Source organism: Catellatospora sp. TT07R-123 (assembly GCF_018327705.1).
Lineage (GTDB): Bacteria > Actinomycetota > Actinomycetes > Mycobacteriales > Micromonosporaceae > Catellatospora.
Window position 1 is genome coordinate 3,698,095 of the sequence record NZ_BNEM01000001.1, and the last position, 14,291, is coordinate 3,712,385.

The 14,291-nt window shown below is 71.3% G+C and carries 14 protein-coding genes; 13 read left to right on the plus strand and 1 reads right to left on the minus strand.

Translation table 11 applies throughout. From position 1 onward, the window contains the following. Positions 1-187: 187 nt before the first annotated feature. The 10 genes from Cs7R123_RS15805 to Cs7R123_RS15850 all read left to right on the plus strand — a co-directional run bounded on the left by Cs7R123_RS15805 (position 188) and on the right by Cs7R123_RS15850 (position 9,989). A complete protein-coding gene (locus Cs7R123_RS15805) occupies positions 188-688 on the plus strand; it encodes a hypothetical protein (protein ID WP_212827320.1) in 501 nt (166 codons plus the stop codon). Between the two features lie 61 nt (positions 689-749). After that, positions 750-1,706 (plus strand): DUF4192 domain-containing protein, encoded by a 957-nt coding sequence (locus Cs7R123_RS15810; RefSeq protein WP_212827322.1) that lies wholly within the window; start codon positions 750-752, stop codon positions 1,704-1,706. Next, complete coding sequence (locus Cs7R123_RS15815; RefSeq protein ID WP_212827324.1) at positions 1,703-2,860, plus strand: hypothetical protein; 1,158 nt, start codon at positions 1,703-1,705, stop codon at positions 2,858-2,860. Before Cs7R123_RS15810 ends, Cs7R123_RS15815 begins: the two co-directional genes overlap by 4 nt. Beyond that, entirely contained in the window at positions 2,845-3,075 is a 231-nt protein-coding gene (locus Cs7R123_RS15820) for a hypothetical protein (protein WP_212827326.1), read from the plus strand. The genes Cs7R123_RS15815 and Cs7R123_RS15820 overlap by 16 nt, the downstream gene beginning before the upstream one ends. After that, positions 3,072-3,512, plus strand: coding sequence for a hypothetical protein (locus tag Cs7R123_RS15825; protein WP_212827327.1), 441 nt, complete (start codon positions 3,072-3,074; stop codon positions 3,510-3,512). Before Cs7R123_RS15820 ends, Cs7R123_RS15825 begins: the two co-directional genes overlap by 4 nt. A gap of 116 nt (positions 3,513-3,628) precedes the next feature. Then, positions 3,629-4,846, plus strand: a complete 1,218-nt coding sequence (locus Cs7R123_RS15830) for a methyltransferase (protein WP_212827329.1) — start codon at positions 3,629-3,631, stop codon at positions 4,844-4,846. After that, a complete protein-coding gene (locus tag Cs7R123_RS15835) occupies positions 4,843-5,625 on the plus strand; it encodes a hypothetical protein (RefSeq protein ID WP_212827331.1) in 783 nt (260 codons plus the stop codon). The genes Cs7R123_RS15830 and Cs7R123_RS15835 overlap by 4 nt, the downstream gene beginning before the upstream one ends. Before the next feature lie 287 nt (positions 5,626-5,912). Further along, positions 5,913-7,544, plus strand: a complete 1,632-nt coding sequence (locus tag Cs7R123_RS15840) for a ParB/RepB/Spo0J family partition protein (RefSeq protein WP_212827333.1) — start codon at positions 5,913-5,915, stop codon at positions 7,542-7,544. An 81-nt stretch (positions 7,545-7,625) separates the two neighbouring features. Then, positions 7,626-9,131, plus strand: a complete 1,506-nt coding sequence (locus Cs7R123_RS15845) for a DNA cytosine methyltransferase (RefSeq protein WP_244871850.1) — start codon at positions 7,626-7,628, stop codon at positions 9,129-9,131. Between the two features lie 405 nt (positions 9,132-9,536). Next, positions 9,537-9,989, plus strand: coding sequence for a hypothetical protein (locus Cs7R123_RS15850; RefSeq protein WP_212827335.1), 453 nt, complete (start codon positions 9,537-9,539; stop codon positions 9,987-9,989). An 815-nt stretch (positions 9,990-10,804) separates the two neighbouring features. On the opposite strand, the gene Cs7R123_RS41095 is transcribed toward Cs7R123_RS15850, so the two are convergent. Continuing rightward, positions 10,805-11,128, minus strand: coding sequence for an STAS domain-containing protein (locus tag Cs7R123_RS41095; RefSeq protein ID WP_374706951.1), 324 nt, complete (start codon positions 11,126-11,128; stop codon positions 10,805-10,807). A gap of 6 nt (positions 11,129-11,134) precedes the next feature. Between Cs7R123_RS41095 and Cs7R123_RS41100 the strand changes: the two genes are divergently transcribed. From Cs7R123_RS41100 to Cs7R123_RS15870, 3 genes are all read left to right on the plus strand, one after another. Further along, on the plus strand, positions 11,135-12,766 hold the full coding sequence (locus Cs7R123_RS41100) for a DUF3560 domain-containing protein (RefSeq protein ID WP_374706952.1): 1,632 nt from the start codon (positions 11,135-11,137) through the stop codon (positions 12,764-12,766). Positions 12,767-12,840: 74 nt separating this feature from the next. Continuing rightward, positions 12,841-13,278: a hypothetical protein gene (locus tag Cs7R123_RS15865; RefSeq protein ID WP_212827340.1), complete on the plus strand. Its 438-nt coding sequence runs from the start codon at positions 12,841-12,843 to the stop codon at positions 13,276-13,278. Between the two features lie 38 nt (positions 13,279-13,316). Beyond that, positions 13,317-14,189, plus strand: coding sequence for a bifunctional DNA primase/polymerase (locus Cs7R123_RS15870; RefSeq protein WP_212827342.1), 873 nt, complete (start codon positions 13,317-13,319; stop codon positions 14,187-14,189). Positions 14,190-14,291 lie beyond the last annotated feature (102 nt).

Below are 14,291 nucleotides of genomic sequence, written 5' to 3' on the forward strand. Positions count from 1 at the left end.
GGGCCGCCTCTATCTAACGCCGTCAGGTGCGGTCCCTTGCCTGCCTGCGGGCCCTGGCCGGTGTCCGGCGGGAGTCAGCACGACCCGGCGCACGGCGCACCCCGCCGCCGGGTCTTCGGAACTTCCCTTGGCGAGGTGCCATGACCTCTTTCAACTGTCATCCCTGCCGCCTGTCAGGCGGTGGCCGGTGAGCGCTATCGAGTTGCCCGTCGAGCACATCGACGCGATGCTGTCGGCCGCGCTGGCCTACACCCCGACTGGGCCGCTGCGCTGGACCTGGCCGCCCATTGACGCGGCGTCCGACCGCGGCCAGTGGACCTCCGCCAAGCTGCAGCGCCAGGCCACCGAGCGGCGTCGTGAGCTCACTGCGGCGACCGCCGGGCAGGTGGGGGCGATGCTGCTGGCCACCAACCGTGACAGCGTCAACCACCGCTACGACGAGACCGAGATCGAACCGCCCTACCTGTTCACCCGCGTCCCGGGTGATCCCGATCCGGTGGTGGTCCTCAAGGCAGTCGACTGCTACGAGTACCAGTCCTGCGAACACCCTGGCTGGCGTGACAGCCAGGCCCGTGAGTTCTGCGACGCGCTGCGCGCCCTGGCGATCTCCCGGCTACCCGGCTACCGGCGCGCGCCCTGGCTGATCAGCGAACCCGACGTCTTCACGAACGCCGCCTCCACATCCTGACCCGCCCGCGGCCGTGGCCGCGCCACAACCGGCACCCATCGATGATCTTCTAGGAGTTGTGTTGCCTGTCGATACGCCCACCTTCCACCTGCGCACGCCCGAGGACATGTTCGGCACCGTCCCCTACCTGCTGGGCTACCACCCCACCGACAGCCTGGTCGTCCTGTACCTGCAAGACGACCAGCGGGTGCATCTGTTCACTCGCCACGACCTGGCCGACCATCCCGACGCCATCGCCGGGCACGTCCGGGCCCTCGCGCACAAGCGCGGCGCCACTCGCGTAGCCGTGCTGGCGTATGGTCCGCCCTCTGCTATCGATCGGGTCCGGGCGACCGTCGCTCAGCTCGACGCCCGGCTGCGAGTCGCCGACGTCTACCTGCTGGCCGAGGGCCGCTATTACTGCCTGCGCTGCCCGGCCTGCCGCGCCGCCAAAGGCCTGCCCCTGGACCCCGCCACCACCGCCGCGGCGGCCCACGCGACCCTGCGCGGGTTGGTGGCGCTGCCCTCGCGCCAGGCGCTGGTCGCGCTGACCCTGCCCGATCAGGTGGCGCGGGCCGAGACTGCCGAAGCTATCGCCGTGCTGCGGCCGCGCGGCGACAAGCCGACAGCAGTGCTGCGGTTCCTGCTCGAGGAGGCCGCTGACGGGCATCGGCTGACCACCGGGCAGGCAGCGCTCATGGCCGTGATGCTCACCGACATCCGGCTGCGTGACATCGCCTGGCAGGCGACCACCAGCCTGATGTGGCAGCGGGATCTGTGGCTGGACCTGACCCGCCGCACCCCCGACACCCACATCGCCGCGCCCGCCGCCCTGGCCGCCTGGTGCGCATGGATGCGCGGCGAAGACCTTCTCGCCGCAGCCGCGCTGAACCGCGTCGCCGCCGTCGACGCCGACTACGGCATGGCGCGGCTGGTCGCCCAGGGTATCGGCACTGGCGTACCCGCCCGGGAGATCGTTCCGCAATGGCCTCCAACCGCCGACGACACCCTGCCGGCACGACACGGCGGTGAGGCGTGAACGTACTACTCATCACCGGCTGCCAGCGCGTGCGCGCGGCAGTCACCGCCGTCGCCCGCAGCGTCGGCGTGCACGTGAGCGTGTGCGGGCTCGACGACACATTCTCGGCGCCGGGCGACCTGTCGCTGCTGCTGCTCGGCGCCGACGCCGTTCCGGCAGATCTCGACCTACCCGATGGTGTGGCCACGCTCGTCGTAACCGTGACCGTGGACGCGACGACCGCCGCACGGGTGCCGGCCGGCGGTGCGGGCAGCAGCGCCGTGTTGTGCCTGCCGTCAGGCGGCCAGTTGCTGGCCGAGCGGCTCACCCTGGCCGCAGGTGACCCGGTCGAGCGGCTGCGCGATGCCGGGTTCGGCATCAGCCACGCCGACCCGGCCACACCGCACGCGCTGCGGTGGAACGACCTGTCGCCGTATCCGTTCGCCGGTAGCGCCGTCTACGTCGGTCTGGGCGATGTCGGCAGCGGTGAGCGCCTGGCCGGGCAGTCCGCCGCGCGGGCGCGCAGCAACCACCGCAGCCTGCACCGCGTCTACCCCGGCGCGTTCACCGACCTCGCCTTCTGGGAGGGCGACGTGCTGGGCGCGTTCGTGGCCGACCTGCCCCCGCAGCTGGTCGACCTGCTGATCGGCCTGCAGGTCGAGTACCCGGTTTACGACGAGGCCGACCTGTCGGCGCTGGAGCAGGAGGACATCGAAGCGTCGTGGGACCAGTGGGTCTCCGGCGATGTCTACCGGATGCTCGGCGAGCGTGCCCGGGACGTGTGGCATGTCCTGGGCGACGAGCGGGTCCGGCGGCTGTGGTGGGACACCGTCAGCGGCATCGAGTACCAGCCCCACCATGACGGCCACGACGTCCGCTGGGAGTTGGACGAGGTGGTGCCCGCGTTCGCGGCGCGGCTGATGGCCGAGCTGCGCCGCAGCTGGCGCCACGATCGCCGCTACCAGTATGTGCGCGCCTACTTCGGCCAGATGCCGCACGCGCCGCGGTATGCGCTGCTGTTCGCCGAACAGCAGGAGGTCGCCGCGATGGTCAACAACCGGTTCGAGGCCAGGGTCCAGCAGTTGCGGCACCAGCGGGCCCGCCGTGCCGCCCTCGCCGGCCCGCCTTCGTCACCTGTCACCACATCTGAGGAGCGGTCTTGTCCAGCTATGTGAAACAGCAGGCCACCATCCGGCTGCCCGTGACGATGTGGCGCGAGCCGGTACGTGGCGCGGCATGGCAGGCGGAGCTCGACCTTCCCGACGTCGGTGTCTACAACCCGTTCCGTGCGGAAGGACGAACCCAGCCCGAGGCCCGGCGGCAGCTCAATGACCTCGTGCTCGGCTTCTTGGATCGGGCGCGGCATCGGCCGAAAGGCCAGCACCAATGAACGTCGACGCCCTGCCCGCCCTGCGCGAGTTCGTTACTGCGGTCGCCGAGTTGACCACCGACGTCGACCCGTCAGACAACGACGGCCCGGACGCCGCAATGGACAACGACATCGCCTGGGAAACCCTCCACCGCCTCGTCCACCAGGCACGCGAACTGGTCCGCGACGCCGACAGCGCGCCGCTGAACGTGACCTTCGTGCGGGACTGGTCCTCCGACAGCCCGCTCAGCGGCTGCGAACCGCCGGTCATCGTCGTGCCCGTCGTCGGAGGCGAGAACTCACTGGCCGCGTTCGAGCAAGCCAGCGCCCTGGGGCAGGAGCACTACCGCGCCGATCTCGACGGCGGCGACTTCGACAGCGAGACCTACGGCGTGGCCGCGTTCTCCGGCGACGTGTCGCCCTACCTGACCGGCGTCCACACGGTCATCCGCCACTGACCGGCACCTGACCGCCGCGGACCGCCCAGGTCCGCCAGCACCCGTTTGCGTCCTTCGCGAAAGGCCGCCCCCGCATCCGCGGGGGCGGCCTTTCGCCGTTTCCAGGGAGTTTTCGATTGCCACCCTCCACCCTTGCCACGCCCGCCATCGACGAGCGCACCCGCGAGCTGCTGTCGGCCGCCGTCGTCGACGGCAACCGCGTACGCATCACCGAACAGGTCAGCGCCGAGGCGTACGCGCCGGTCAAGAAGATCCTGGCCGCCCTCGGCGGCGCCTGGGCACCCGCGGTTAAGGCCACCGTGTTCCCGCAGGCTGTCGATCCGGCCGCGTTGATCGTCCACACCCTCGACACCGGCGTCATCCCGCTCCACCCGCGCCGCGCCGAGGGTTTCGTGCGCACCCCGAACGATCTGGCCGACCGCCTGTGCTCCTACCCGCACACCGACCTGGCTTGGCTACCGCCCAGCGCCCGCGTGCTGGAACCATCGGCCGGCGACGGGGCTCTGGTCGCGGCGATCCTGCGCGCCAACCCCGACGTGCAGGTGACCGCCGTCGAGCCGAACCCCACCCGCGCCGCAGTCACCGCGACCCTCGGCCGGCAGGTCGATGTGCGCACCACCACCCTGGAGGTGTTCGCCCAGCAGGCCATGACCGCTAACGGCCTGTTCGACGCGGTCGTCATGAACCCGCCGTTCGGGACCGCCAGCGACCCGCACGTGTGGATGGACCATCTGCGCATGGCATGGGTGATGCTGCGCCCCGGCGCCAGCCTCGTCGCCGTCGTACCCAACTCGATCGCCTACCGCAACGACGCCAAGCACCGCACCATTCGGGATTTCATCGAGCACCACGGCAGCCACCAGCCGCTGCCGCACGACGCGTTCGCCATCTCCGGCACGCTGGTCACGACACGGCTGGTCCGGATGACCAAACCGATCACCTCCCGCGACACCGACCACCTGCTCACCATCCCCGAAGCCCTCCCCGTCCTCGTCGAGCAGCCCCGGTTCACTGCCGACGCCGCGACCGGCACACCCGTACAGGTCTGGTACGACTCCTGGCGCCACCGCGACCGGATCCTGCGCTACCGGGGGACGTGCGCGGTCTGCTCCTGGCTGCTGTGGGGCACAGATGACGGGGAGAACGACCCCCGCGGAATCCTCGGGGACTTCAGCGCCGGGTTCAGCCTCGACGCCGCTGGCTACGACCAGATAGGGCCCGACGTCGGGCTGTGTACCCGCTGCGCCAACGACGCCGACACCTACCTCGCCGGCCTCGACCGCGCCCACCAGCACTGGACCCCCACCGCCGAACTCCAGGCGGCCGCACGATGACAACATCTACCCCTCACCAGGTTTCGCGGGCGCTGACCGCTCGCGAGATCAGCGGCCTGCTGGACCGCATCGGCGCGGCGTCCTCCACCGGCGAACTGGCGTCCGTGACCATCCGCGGCCTGTTCAACGTCCTGCTGGACGGCACGGGCAGGGCCTTTGACGACTTCGACGCGTCGAACCCCCTGGACCCCACCCGGTACGCGATCCCCGAGACGCAATGGTCGGCCGTGCTCGACGCGGTCACCCGCCGCGCCGAGCAGTGGGGCACCGGACCGCAACTGGCACTCGAACTGATCAACATCATGCCGGGCAGCTACGACGACCCCACCGTGCCCGAACCGGTCCTGCCGCAGGCGGACTACCGCCCCGATGTGGTCGAGGTGCGGGTGAGCAGGTCGGCCGCGGACGTGATCACGGCCTGCGAGCAGCACCTGCATGCCCTGGCCCGGTTCTACGGCGAACGCTCCGAGCGGTACCTGGCGGCGTTGTCCTCGTGGCACCGCCACGTCGCGGGGCTGCTCACTCCTGGGGCCGGGCCGCAGGTCACGGTGTCGCGTGACGGGGGCATGTCGCTGTACGTGTCCACCGGTTCCCTGGTGTACGGGGTGGTCTTCCACGGCGACAAGCGCAGCTGCGCGACCCCCGGCTGCGCCGCGATCCCCACCCCCGAGCGGGCATGGCGGCCCGCCTACCCCGGTGCGGCTGTGCTCGACCACGAACACCAGCCGGACTTCCCGTTCGACGGGCCGCAGCCCGGTACCTGGTCGGTTCACTCCTGACCCTGACCTACCCGCTTTCGCCGCAGTAGATGCGGCGGAAGCGGGTGTTGGGTCCCGGCGGCGGTCCGGGTGTGGCGTGTCTGGCCCGTGATCCTGGCCGCCCGCGGCTGGCCCCGCAAGGCCCTCCCCCGCGCCCGTCACCCTCGGTGCCCTGCTCCCGAGAGCAGAGGGCCTTGCGGGTCTGCGCCGATCGGCCGGCCTTGGCGGATCGGGCCAGCACCGCCCACCCGGCCACGACGCCGGGCAGGGCGACATTTGTTGATCAACCCTGTTGGAGGTACCCCCTCGTGACCACAGCCACCCTGACCACCGACACCGACGCCATCGTCGGCGAGCAGCCGACGGTCCCGGCGTCGCCTGCGGCCTGGCTACGCGCGGCCGACCTGGACCCGCGCGAACTGCTCGACAACCCGCGCAACCTGCGCGTCAGCGTCGGTGACCTCGACGACCTCAAGGCGTCCATGGAAGTCGTCGGCGTCCTATGCCCTCTGGTCGTCATCCCCGCCGAGGGCCGTGACGGCGTGTGGCAGATCATCATCGGGCACCGGCGCAAGTACGCCGCCATCGCCCTGGAAATGGCGAAGGTGCCGTGCTGGATCGCCGCCGACGAAGGCGAAGCCGCGATGATCGTCGCCCAGCTGGCCGAGAACGGCCACCGCGTCGGCCTGACCCCCACCGAGGAAGCCGAGGCCTACCACCAGCTCACCCTCCTCGATTGGACCCCGGAGCAGATCGCGAAGGTCCGCGCCGTGCCCACCGGCAGGATCAAGGCGAGCCTGCAGCTGCGGGAACTGCCCGAACAGGCCCGCGCCGCCGCCGACCGCGGCACCCTCGCCCTGGACGACGCCGCCCGGCTCGCCGAGTTCGCCGACGACCCGGCCACACTGGCGCGGATCCTCAAGTCCGCCGGGACCGGGTGGGGGCTGCAGCACGCCATCGCCAACGAACGCTCCAAGCGCGCCTACAACGAGGCCCGCGACCGGGCCAAGGCCGAGCTGGTCCTGGCCGGGGTGAAGGTCACCGCCCGCCCGAAGGCCTGGGGATACGAGAGCCCCGCGGTGGAGGCGTCACGGCTGGTCGACTCCGAAGGCGAGCGCCTGGACCCCGAAGTCGTCAAGACCATGCCGGGGTTCGCGGCGTTCGTCGACAAGAACGGGTCGGCGGCCAAGACGGTGATCTACTGCGCTGACCCGGACAAGTACGGCTACACCCGCGCTAGCCACGCCACCACCTCCACCGCCGGCCTCACGCCCGAAGAGCGAGAGCGACGCGAGCAAGCCGAGCGTGAGCACGCGGCCTACGTCGAGGGCCTGGCCACCGCGCAGCAGGTGCGGCGGGACTTCTACCGCAGCGCCTACGGCACCGCCCGCGCCGCGAAGAAGCTGTTCGCCGAGGCGCTGCGCGAGACGGTGATCGCGACCGCGTCGATCCGCTTCCGGGAGCTGGACGGGCTGTATCCGGCGCTCGGCGGTGTCGACAACGAGGTGCTGGCCACCGCGGGTGAGGACCGGCTGCGCCGCTGTTTGGTCGCGCAGTGGATCTGCGCCCACGAGCACAACCTCGGCTACGCCGGCGGCATGCAGCAGTGGGCCCTGGACCGCAACGCCGCAGCGTTCTGGCTCGACCAGCTCGTCAGCGACGGCTACGTCCTGTCCGAGGCCGAGACGACCCTGCGCCAGTCGCTTCGCGACGACACGCGAGACGACGAGGACCAGGACACCGCCGAAATCCCGGACGACGACCAGGCAGAGCACGAGAACGTCGCCGACGACGGCGGCTCGGACGAGCACGGGCACGGCGACGACCCGGCCGCGGGTGACAGCTTCGAGGCCGACGGGCTCGGAGGCCGCGCCGGCGATGGGCTCGACATCGACATCGCGCTGGCCGCGCTGGCCGACGCCGAAGCCCTGACCGTCTGACCCGACCGGCCCCCCAGCCAAGGGCGGCCCACCGCGCGTGTGCGCGGTGGGCCGCCCTTTCGTCGTTTCTGGAGCCCCATCTTGACGCTGACTTTGCTGGACATGATGTGCGGCGCCGGCGGCAGCACCCGCGGCGCCACCCTCGTCGACGGCGTGCAAGCCCTGTTCGCCATCAACCACTGGCCGCAAGCAATCGCCACCCACCACGCCAACTTCCCCACCGTCGCCCACGACTGCGCCGACATCTCCCAGGTCGACCCACGCCGATACCCCTCCACCGACCTGCTGTGGGCCAGCCCCGAATGCACCAACCACACCCAGGCCAAAGGCATCCGCGACGCCGACAAGGTCCCGGACGTGTACGGCCAGACACTGCCCTGGCAGGCCGCCGAACGCTCCCGCGCGACCATGTGGGACGTCGTCCGCTTCGCCGAAGCCCGCCGTCTGGCCGGACGCCCGTACCTCGGCATGGTGATCGAAAACGTCATCGAGGTCGTCAAGTGGCTGCCCTACCGGGCCTGGCTGCTCGCGCTGCGCGACCTCGGCTATTGCCTGCACCAGGTTCATCTGAACTCGATGTTCGCCCAGGCGGGCGGGCCGGGAGCACCGCAGTCACGCGACCGCTGGTACTGCGTGGCCCACCTCGCAACACTCGGCCGCTGCCCTGACCTGGACACCTGGGCTCGGCCGCTGGCCACCTGCGACCGGTGCGGCATCACCCAGCGCCCCGACCAGGACTGGAAACGTCCGGACCGGTCGTGGGGCCGCTACGGCACCCACGGCCAATACGTATGGGCCTGCCCCACCCCCGGTTGCGGCCGCAACCGCGTCCACCCGAGCGTCCTGCCCGCCGCCACCGCGATCGACCTCACGCTCACCGGCACTCGTATCGGTGATCGCCCGACGCCGCTGGCCGCCAAGACGATGGCCCGCATCACCGACGGGCTGCGCCGCCACACCCGCCATACCGACGCCAAGGTCACCGTGCCGCCGATCGTCGTCCCGCTGGAGGGCCGCGCCACCGTCGCCCATGTCCGGCCCGTCGACCAACCGCTACGGGCCCAGACCGGCCGCCACCAGGACGCGCTGGTCGTCCCGATGCGCAACCACGGCATCGCCCGACCCGCGGCCACCCACCCGCTGCCCACCGTGACCGCGGCAGGCAACCACCACGCCCTGCTCACCTGGCCCTCCCTGCTGCTGCCCTACCACAGCAACGGCAGAGCCCACCCCACCCACCAGCCCATGGCCACCCTCACCACCCGCGACCGCTACGCCCTCATCGACACCCCACCCGCCTTCGCCATCGACCCCATGGAGTGCGACTTCCGAATGCTGGAGCCCTCCGAGATCGCCGCCGGCATGGCATTCGACGCCGACTACCAGATCCTCGGCACCCGCCGCGCCCGCGTACGCCAAGCAGGAAACGCCGTCACCCCACCCGCCGCCAGGGACCTGATCGCCTCCCTCGTCGAACTCATCACCGGGCACACACCCACCTTCACCGGCAACGGAGACCGCGAGCGTGCCGTGCACGTCAGCCCGGCCCGCCCTGACACCCGCGAGCTTGTCGGAGCCGCCGCATGAACCACGACAGGCAGGCAGAACACCCGAACACGCTGATCGTCGACGGGCTGACCGCGTTCCTCAACCGCGAAACCGAGCCGAACATCGCAGATGCCGTCGACCTGCTGTGCGGGCTGATCTCCGGCAGCGGACGGCCGCTGCTGACCCACACCACACCCATCGACGCCCGGGTCGTCGAGGACCGGTACGGCATCAGCACCGCGGTCGTCACCGCCGACGCGTACACCGTGCGCGTCCGGCAGCCCGCCGACGACAGCGCCGACATCCGCATCGACATCACCACCGACGACGGCGACAACTACGGCCCGGCGATCACCGTCAACGGCCGCCCCGTACTGGAGGCGATGCCGCTGACCTGGGCCAGCACCGTTCCCCCGCATCTGCAACTGACCTGGAGACCCGCCGATGACCCGCCTGTACTTCTCACTCGCCCAAACCATGGTCCTGGCCGAACACGCCATGCGAGCCACCGACCACCACCTGTCCCTCACCCGCCGCGACGCCGGACTGCCCGCCGTACCTGCGCTGCTGTGGGGCAAGGACGACGGCACCTTCCTGCTCTCCTCGGGCATCCCCGGCCTGCCCCGCAACGCCGCCCGACCCGACCACGGACAGCGCGCCGTCTACGCCGAAGGCTGGGGACCTGGCACCCGCCAGGAACTCAGCCACACCGACATCGGCGGCGACGACTTCACCGAACACCTCGAACTGACCGAACCCCTGGCAATCGGCGCGACCCTCATCCAGTACCTGCGCGCCGCCGCCCGACGCAACCGGCCCTGGTTCGCCCTCGACGTCAGCGCCGACCACATCGGATACGCCTGGCCCACCGCCATCACCACTGGCGGCCAGCCGTGAGCCGAACCGTCACCCACAGCCGGGCCCTCGAACTGGCACGTGAGCTGTCCCCGTTCGACGCCGGACGCCTGTACGGCGTGTGCCTGCGCCACGGGGCGCCGCAGCCGATCCCCACCGGCACCCTGCACCCGCACGACGCCGACCGGCTGAACACCGACGCCTACCGCCCCCACGACCAGCCCGCCACCGGCGACACCATCTACTACAGCGTCAGCTGCGACGACACCCCGATCGTGTGGGTCACCCACCACGCGGCCGTGATCACCCCCGCCGCCGACCTCACCCCCTACCAGCAGCGCCACCGCGACCGGATCCTCGCCCTGCTCGGGCGAATCTCGCGGCGGGCGCTACTGGACCTGGCCACGCTGCGCGACACCCGCTTACAGCGCACACCCGGCCAACTGCCCGACGCGGCCGACAGCAGCGGGCGGATCCTGGTCGCCGACGCCGCCGACCCCACCCTGACCCACCGGACCTCCATCAGCCCCGACCCGCAGGCATCCCTGGCGCATCTGCAGCAGATCACCGGCACGACCAGCGACATCCTGATCATCGACACTCACGGTTTCGGCGACTACGGCCGCCACCGCGAACACCACGACCTACGCGTGCTGTGCGTGATCAAAGAACTGGCCGCAGGCAGCGGACTGCCACCGTCGGTGATCGGGCACTGGCTTCACCTGGAAGGCGCCACCCACGCCGACGTCGCACCCGACAAGATCCGGGCCGCGTTCACCGACGCCTACGCCGGCATCCATGCCAGCCGCGGCGACTACACCGCGGCCGAAGCCGCCCGGCGCGGCTGGACCCATGCGCTACAAGCCGCGGGCGTCCCCGATCCCCAGCGCCCGGCCCGCGCCGGTCACCGCGATGACCCGGGCGACCTGCGCGCACGCACCCACGACATCCCACCGGCTGCAGCGGGTACGGGCGTAGGCGGCCGCACCGAGCAGCACCGCCAGACCGCGCGCGTCCATAAAACGCAGCTGCGCCAAGTCCAGGCGCGCGTGCCGCCGCACGGCGGTGTCGATCGCCGCACGCAGCCCCACCGCGACGCCGTCGGCTGTCATCAGGTCCAGCTCACCGCGCAGACGGATCAGGCAGCCCACCACCATGTCCTGCCCCGCCTGCCCTGCCATACCCCAGTGTCCCGCGCGAACAGCAACATCACCGTCCGTCACCCGGCCGACACCGCTGCCCACCCAACCGACCTGCCCTCCTCCGCCCGCGCCGAACCCCGGCGCGGGCGGACCTGTTTGCCCACCCCCGACAACCCTGGAGACCCCTTGATCCTCATCTCCCACAACCACGCCGAAGGCACCCTGGTCAGCGGCACCCACCGCAGCGACCGCGTCCTCGACCTGATCGGCGCCTACGGCTTCCGCAGTCACCCCGACGTCGGCATCTACCTGCGCGGCAGCCGCGACAAGCCCGCCCGACGCGACACCATCGACGCCGCAGCCGCAGCCCTGCGCGAGCACGGCCACACCGTCACCGTCGACATCGACGACCAGTGGCGGCCCGCCGCAGAACGCGAGGCCGACCGCGGACAGCGAGCCGACGAACGAGCCGAACGGCTCACCGACCGCGCCACCACGGTCGCCGCACGCGGTGACGCCCGCCGGCAAGCGGCTGAGGCGACGACAGCCGGGATCCCGACAGGCCAGCCGATGATGCCCGGCCACCACTCCTACCGCAGCGACCGCGACCGCCGCGAACGCGCCCACCAGCACCGCCAAGCCGCCAACCGCGAGCACGACACCGCCGTCGCGCTGTCCCAGCGCGCGGCCGGGGTCCAGGCCGCCGAAGCTGCCAAGGACGACCCGCGGGCGATCATGCGCCGTATCGACCGGCTACGCGCCGACCTGCGCCGCTGGGAGCGCGAGCGCGAGGAGGCCGTCCAGGTCGACGCCGCGTCCTCCTACCAGACGCGGGTTCACAACGAGATCGCGCGGTTGGAGGAGGACATCGCCCACCAGGAGGCGAAGCTGGCCGACCGTGCAGCGTCCGGGCAGTTCGTGGCCTGGGGCCCGGACAACCTCGCCAAAAACGACTGGGTACGCGTCGGGATGCACGGCTGGTACCGCGTCACCCGGGTCAACCGCAAGACGGTCAGCCTCGACAACCGCATATGGCCCCAGAAAGCCCCCTACGACAAGATCTACGGACGCCGTCGCGGCGGAGCGCAGCTCGACGCGCCCAACGGGCGGCCGTGGCCGGTCGAGCAGGCCAAAGCCGTCGCCCGCTGGCAGCATCTGGCCGCAGCCGCCCGCAGCTCGGGCTACGACCCCGCCCCGCAGGAGCAGGCCCGCCACGTCGGCTACGCCCAACGCCTGGTCCACGGCCTGCCCTTGACCGCCGACGACCGGCAGGTCACCGCGTTCTGGCCCACCGCCGACACCGACGCCGACGCGCGCAGGCGCCTGGCCATGTCATACCTGACGGTGTACGACCGGCTCGCGGCCGGGGAGCCGGTGCCCGACATCGCCGCGTCGCTGGCCGTCGACGCCCAGCAGCCGACCTGGCGAATGCCCGACGGCCAGCCGGTCGACCGGCTGCCCGCAGACGTGCGGCCCGGCGACATCATCGCCGGCACCTGGGACACCGGCTACAACGGCCGGCAACTGCACACCGGCTTCACCGGACCCGTCGCCGCAGTCGAGCACCGGCCCGCCGACGGCGAACGGCGAGCTCAGATCACCATCACCCTCACCGATGGCACCAGTCACGACTTCAAGACCAGCAGGTGGCTGTCGGTCCATCCCGCCAACACCTGACCATCCAGTCGAGCACCGCAGGCCCGCGTCCACCCGGACACGGGCCTCACCTTCATTTAAGGAGTCCATCGCTCATGTCACGTAACGGCTTCAACATCGGTGACCTGGTCGTCTGCAACCCCGCCGAGGTCCCCGAGCGCTGGTGCGGGATCGTCTACCGCATCGAACGCTTCGGCCCCGTCGACGCCATCCTGGAACGTGTCGGCGGCGGTCGTGGCCTGCGCGCCAATCCCACCGCCCTGCTGCCCGCGCCCGCAGCCGACGACACCAAGACCACCGTCGCCATGCCGCAGCCGCCGCTGCCCGTCGGCACCGTGGTCACCATCGCCGGACCGCGATGGGAAGGCGGACCCGAACCCCACGTCATCCTTCGCGACGGCGGACAGGCAGCCAACCTCGCCCAGCTCGGCGGCACCGACCACCGCTACTGGCGCCGCATCCCCCGCACCTGGCTCACCACCATCGACCGCCAGCTCATCCTCGACGCCCTCAAGCCCCTGACCAACGGATAGGACTAGCGCGACCAGCCCGCCAGCAACATGGAGGACCGATGGAGGCCGTCAACAGCCTGCAGGCCGCGGCGCTGCGATATGCCGCACGGGGCATATCGGTACTGCCCCTGCACACCCCCACCCCCGACGGCTGCACCTGCCGCAACGGCAAGGACTGCTCCTCGGCGGGCAAACACCCCCGGCTGCGACACGGCCTGCACGAAGCCTCCGTCAACCCCCGACTCATCCGGCACTGGTGGCGCCGGTGGCCGGCCGCCAACATCGGCGTAGCCACCGGCACCACCCTCGACATCTGCGACATCGACACCAGCCAAGCGATGGCCGTCGTCCTGAACCTGCTCCACGTCGCCAGCCCACCCGGGCCTGTCGTACGCACCGGCAACGGCTGGCACCTGTGGTACACGGCCACCGGCCTGCCCTCCCGCGTGGGCGTGCTGCCCGGAGTCGACTGGCGCGGACGCGGCGGCTTCGCCGTCGCACCACCATCCATGCACGGCACCGGCGACCGCTACGCCTTCACACCTGCCTGGACCGGCCGCCACCTGCCCGACTGCCCGCCCGCGCTGAAAGCCCTGCTCACGCCCCGGCCCGACCCTGCCCCACCGCCTACCAAGGCGATCACCAACCTCGACCGTTACACCACCGCCGTCCTCGACGCAGAAACCAGGCGCGTATTGAACGCCGCCCGGCCGGCGTACCGCGCCGGACGTCGCATCCGCCCTGGCGGGCGCAACAGCGCACTCAACCACGCAGCTTTCCGTCTCGGACAACTCGCCAGACTCGCCGACCTGACCGAAGGCCAGGTCACTGAACATCTCGCAGCAGCCGCCGTCGTGGTCGGCCTGCCACCTGCCGAGGCACGCCGCACCATCGCCTCCGGCTGGCGCGCAGGCCGACGGCACCCGCGCTAACCGGCGGCGAGCACTGACCCACCAGGCCCGCGTTTCCAGGTGTCCGCCTTCTAGCAGGCGTGCGCCACCCGCTCGGCGGGGCGGGTGGCGATGCGTCGTCCG

What these genes read in the sequence shown, in the direction of transcription:
- Cs7R123_RS15825 (WP_212827327.1), top strand. Translation starts at nt 3,072, where the DNA reads ATGAACGTCGACGCCCTGCCCGCCCTGCGCGAGTTCGTTACTGCGGTC.
- Cs7R123_RS15835 (WP_212827331.1), top strand. Translation starts at nt 4,843, where the DNA reads ATGACAACATCTACCCCTCACCAGGTTTCGCGGGCGCTGACCGCTCGC.
- Cs7R123_RS15850 (WP_212827335.1), top strand. Translation starts at nt 9,537, where the DNA reads ATGACCCGCCTGTACTTCTCACTCGCCCAAACCATGGTCCTGGCCGAA.
- Cs7R123_RS41095 (WP_374706951.1), bottom strand. Translation starts at nt 11,128, where the DNA reads ATGGCAGGGCAGGCGGGGCAGGACATGGTGGTGGGCTGCCTGATCCGT.
- Cs7R123_RS15865 (WP_212827340.1), top strand. Translation starts at nt 12,841, where the DNA reads ATGTCACGTAACGGCTTCAACATCGGTGACCTGGTCGTCTGCAACCCC.
- Cs7R123_RS15870 (WP_212827342.1), top strand. Translation starts at nt 13,317, where the DNA reads ATGGAGGCCGTCAACAGCCTGCAGGCCGCGGCGCTGCGATATGCCGCA.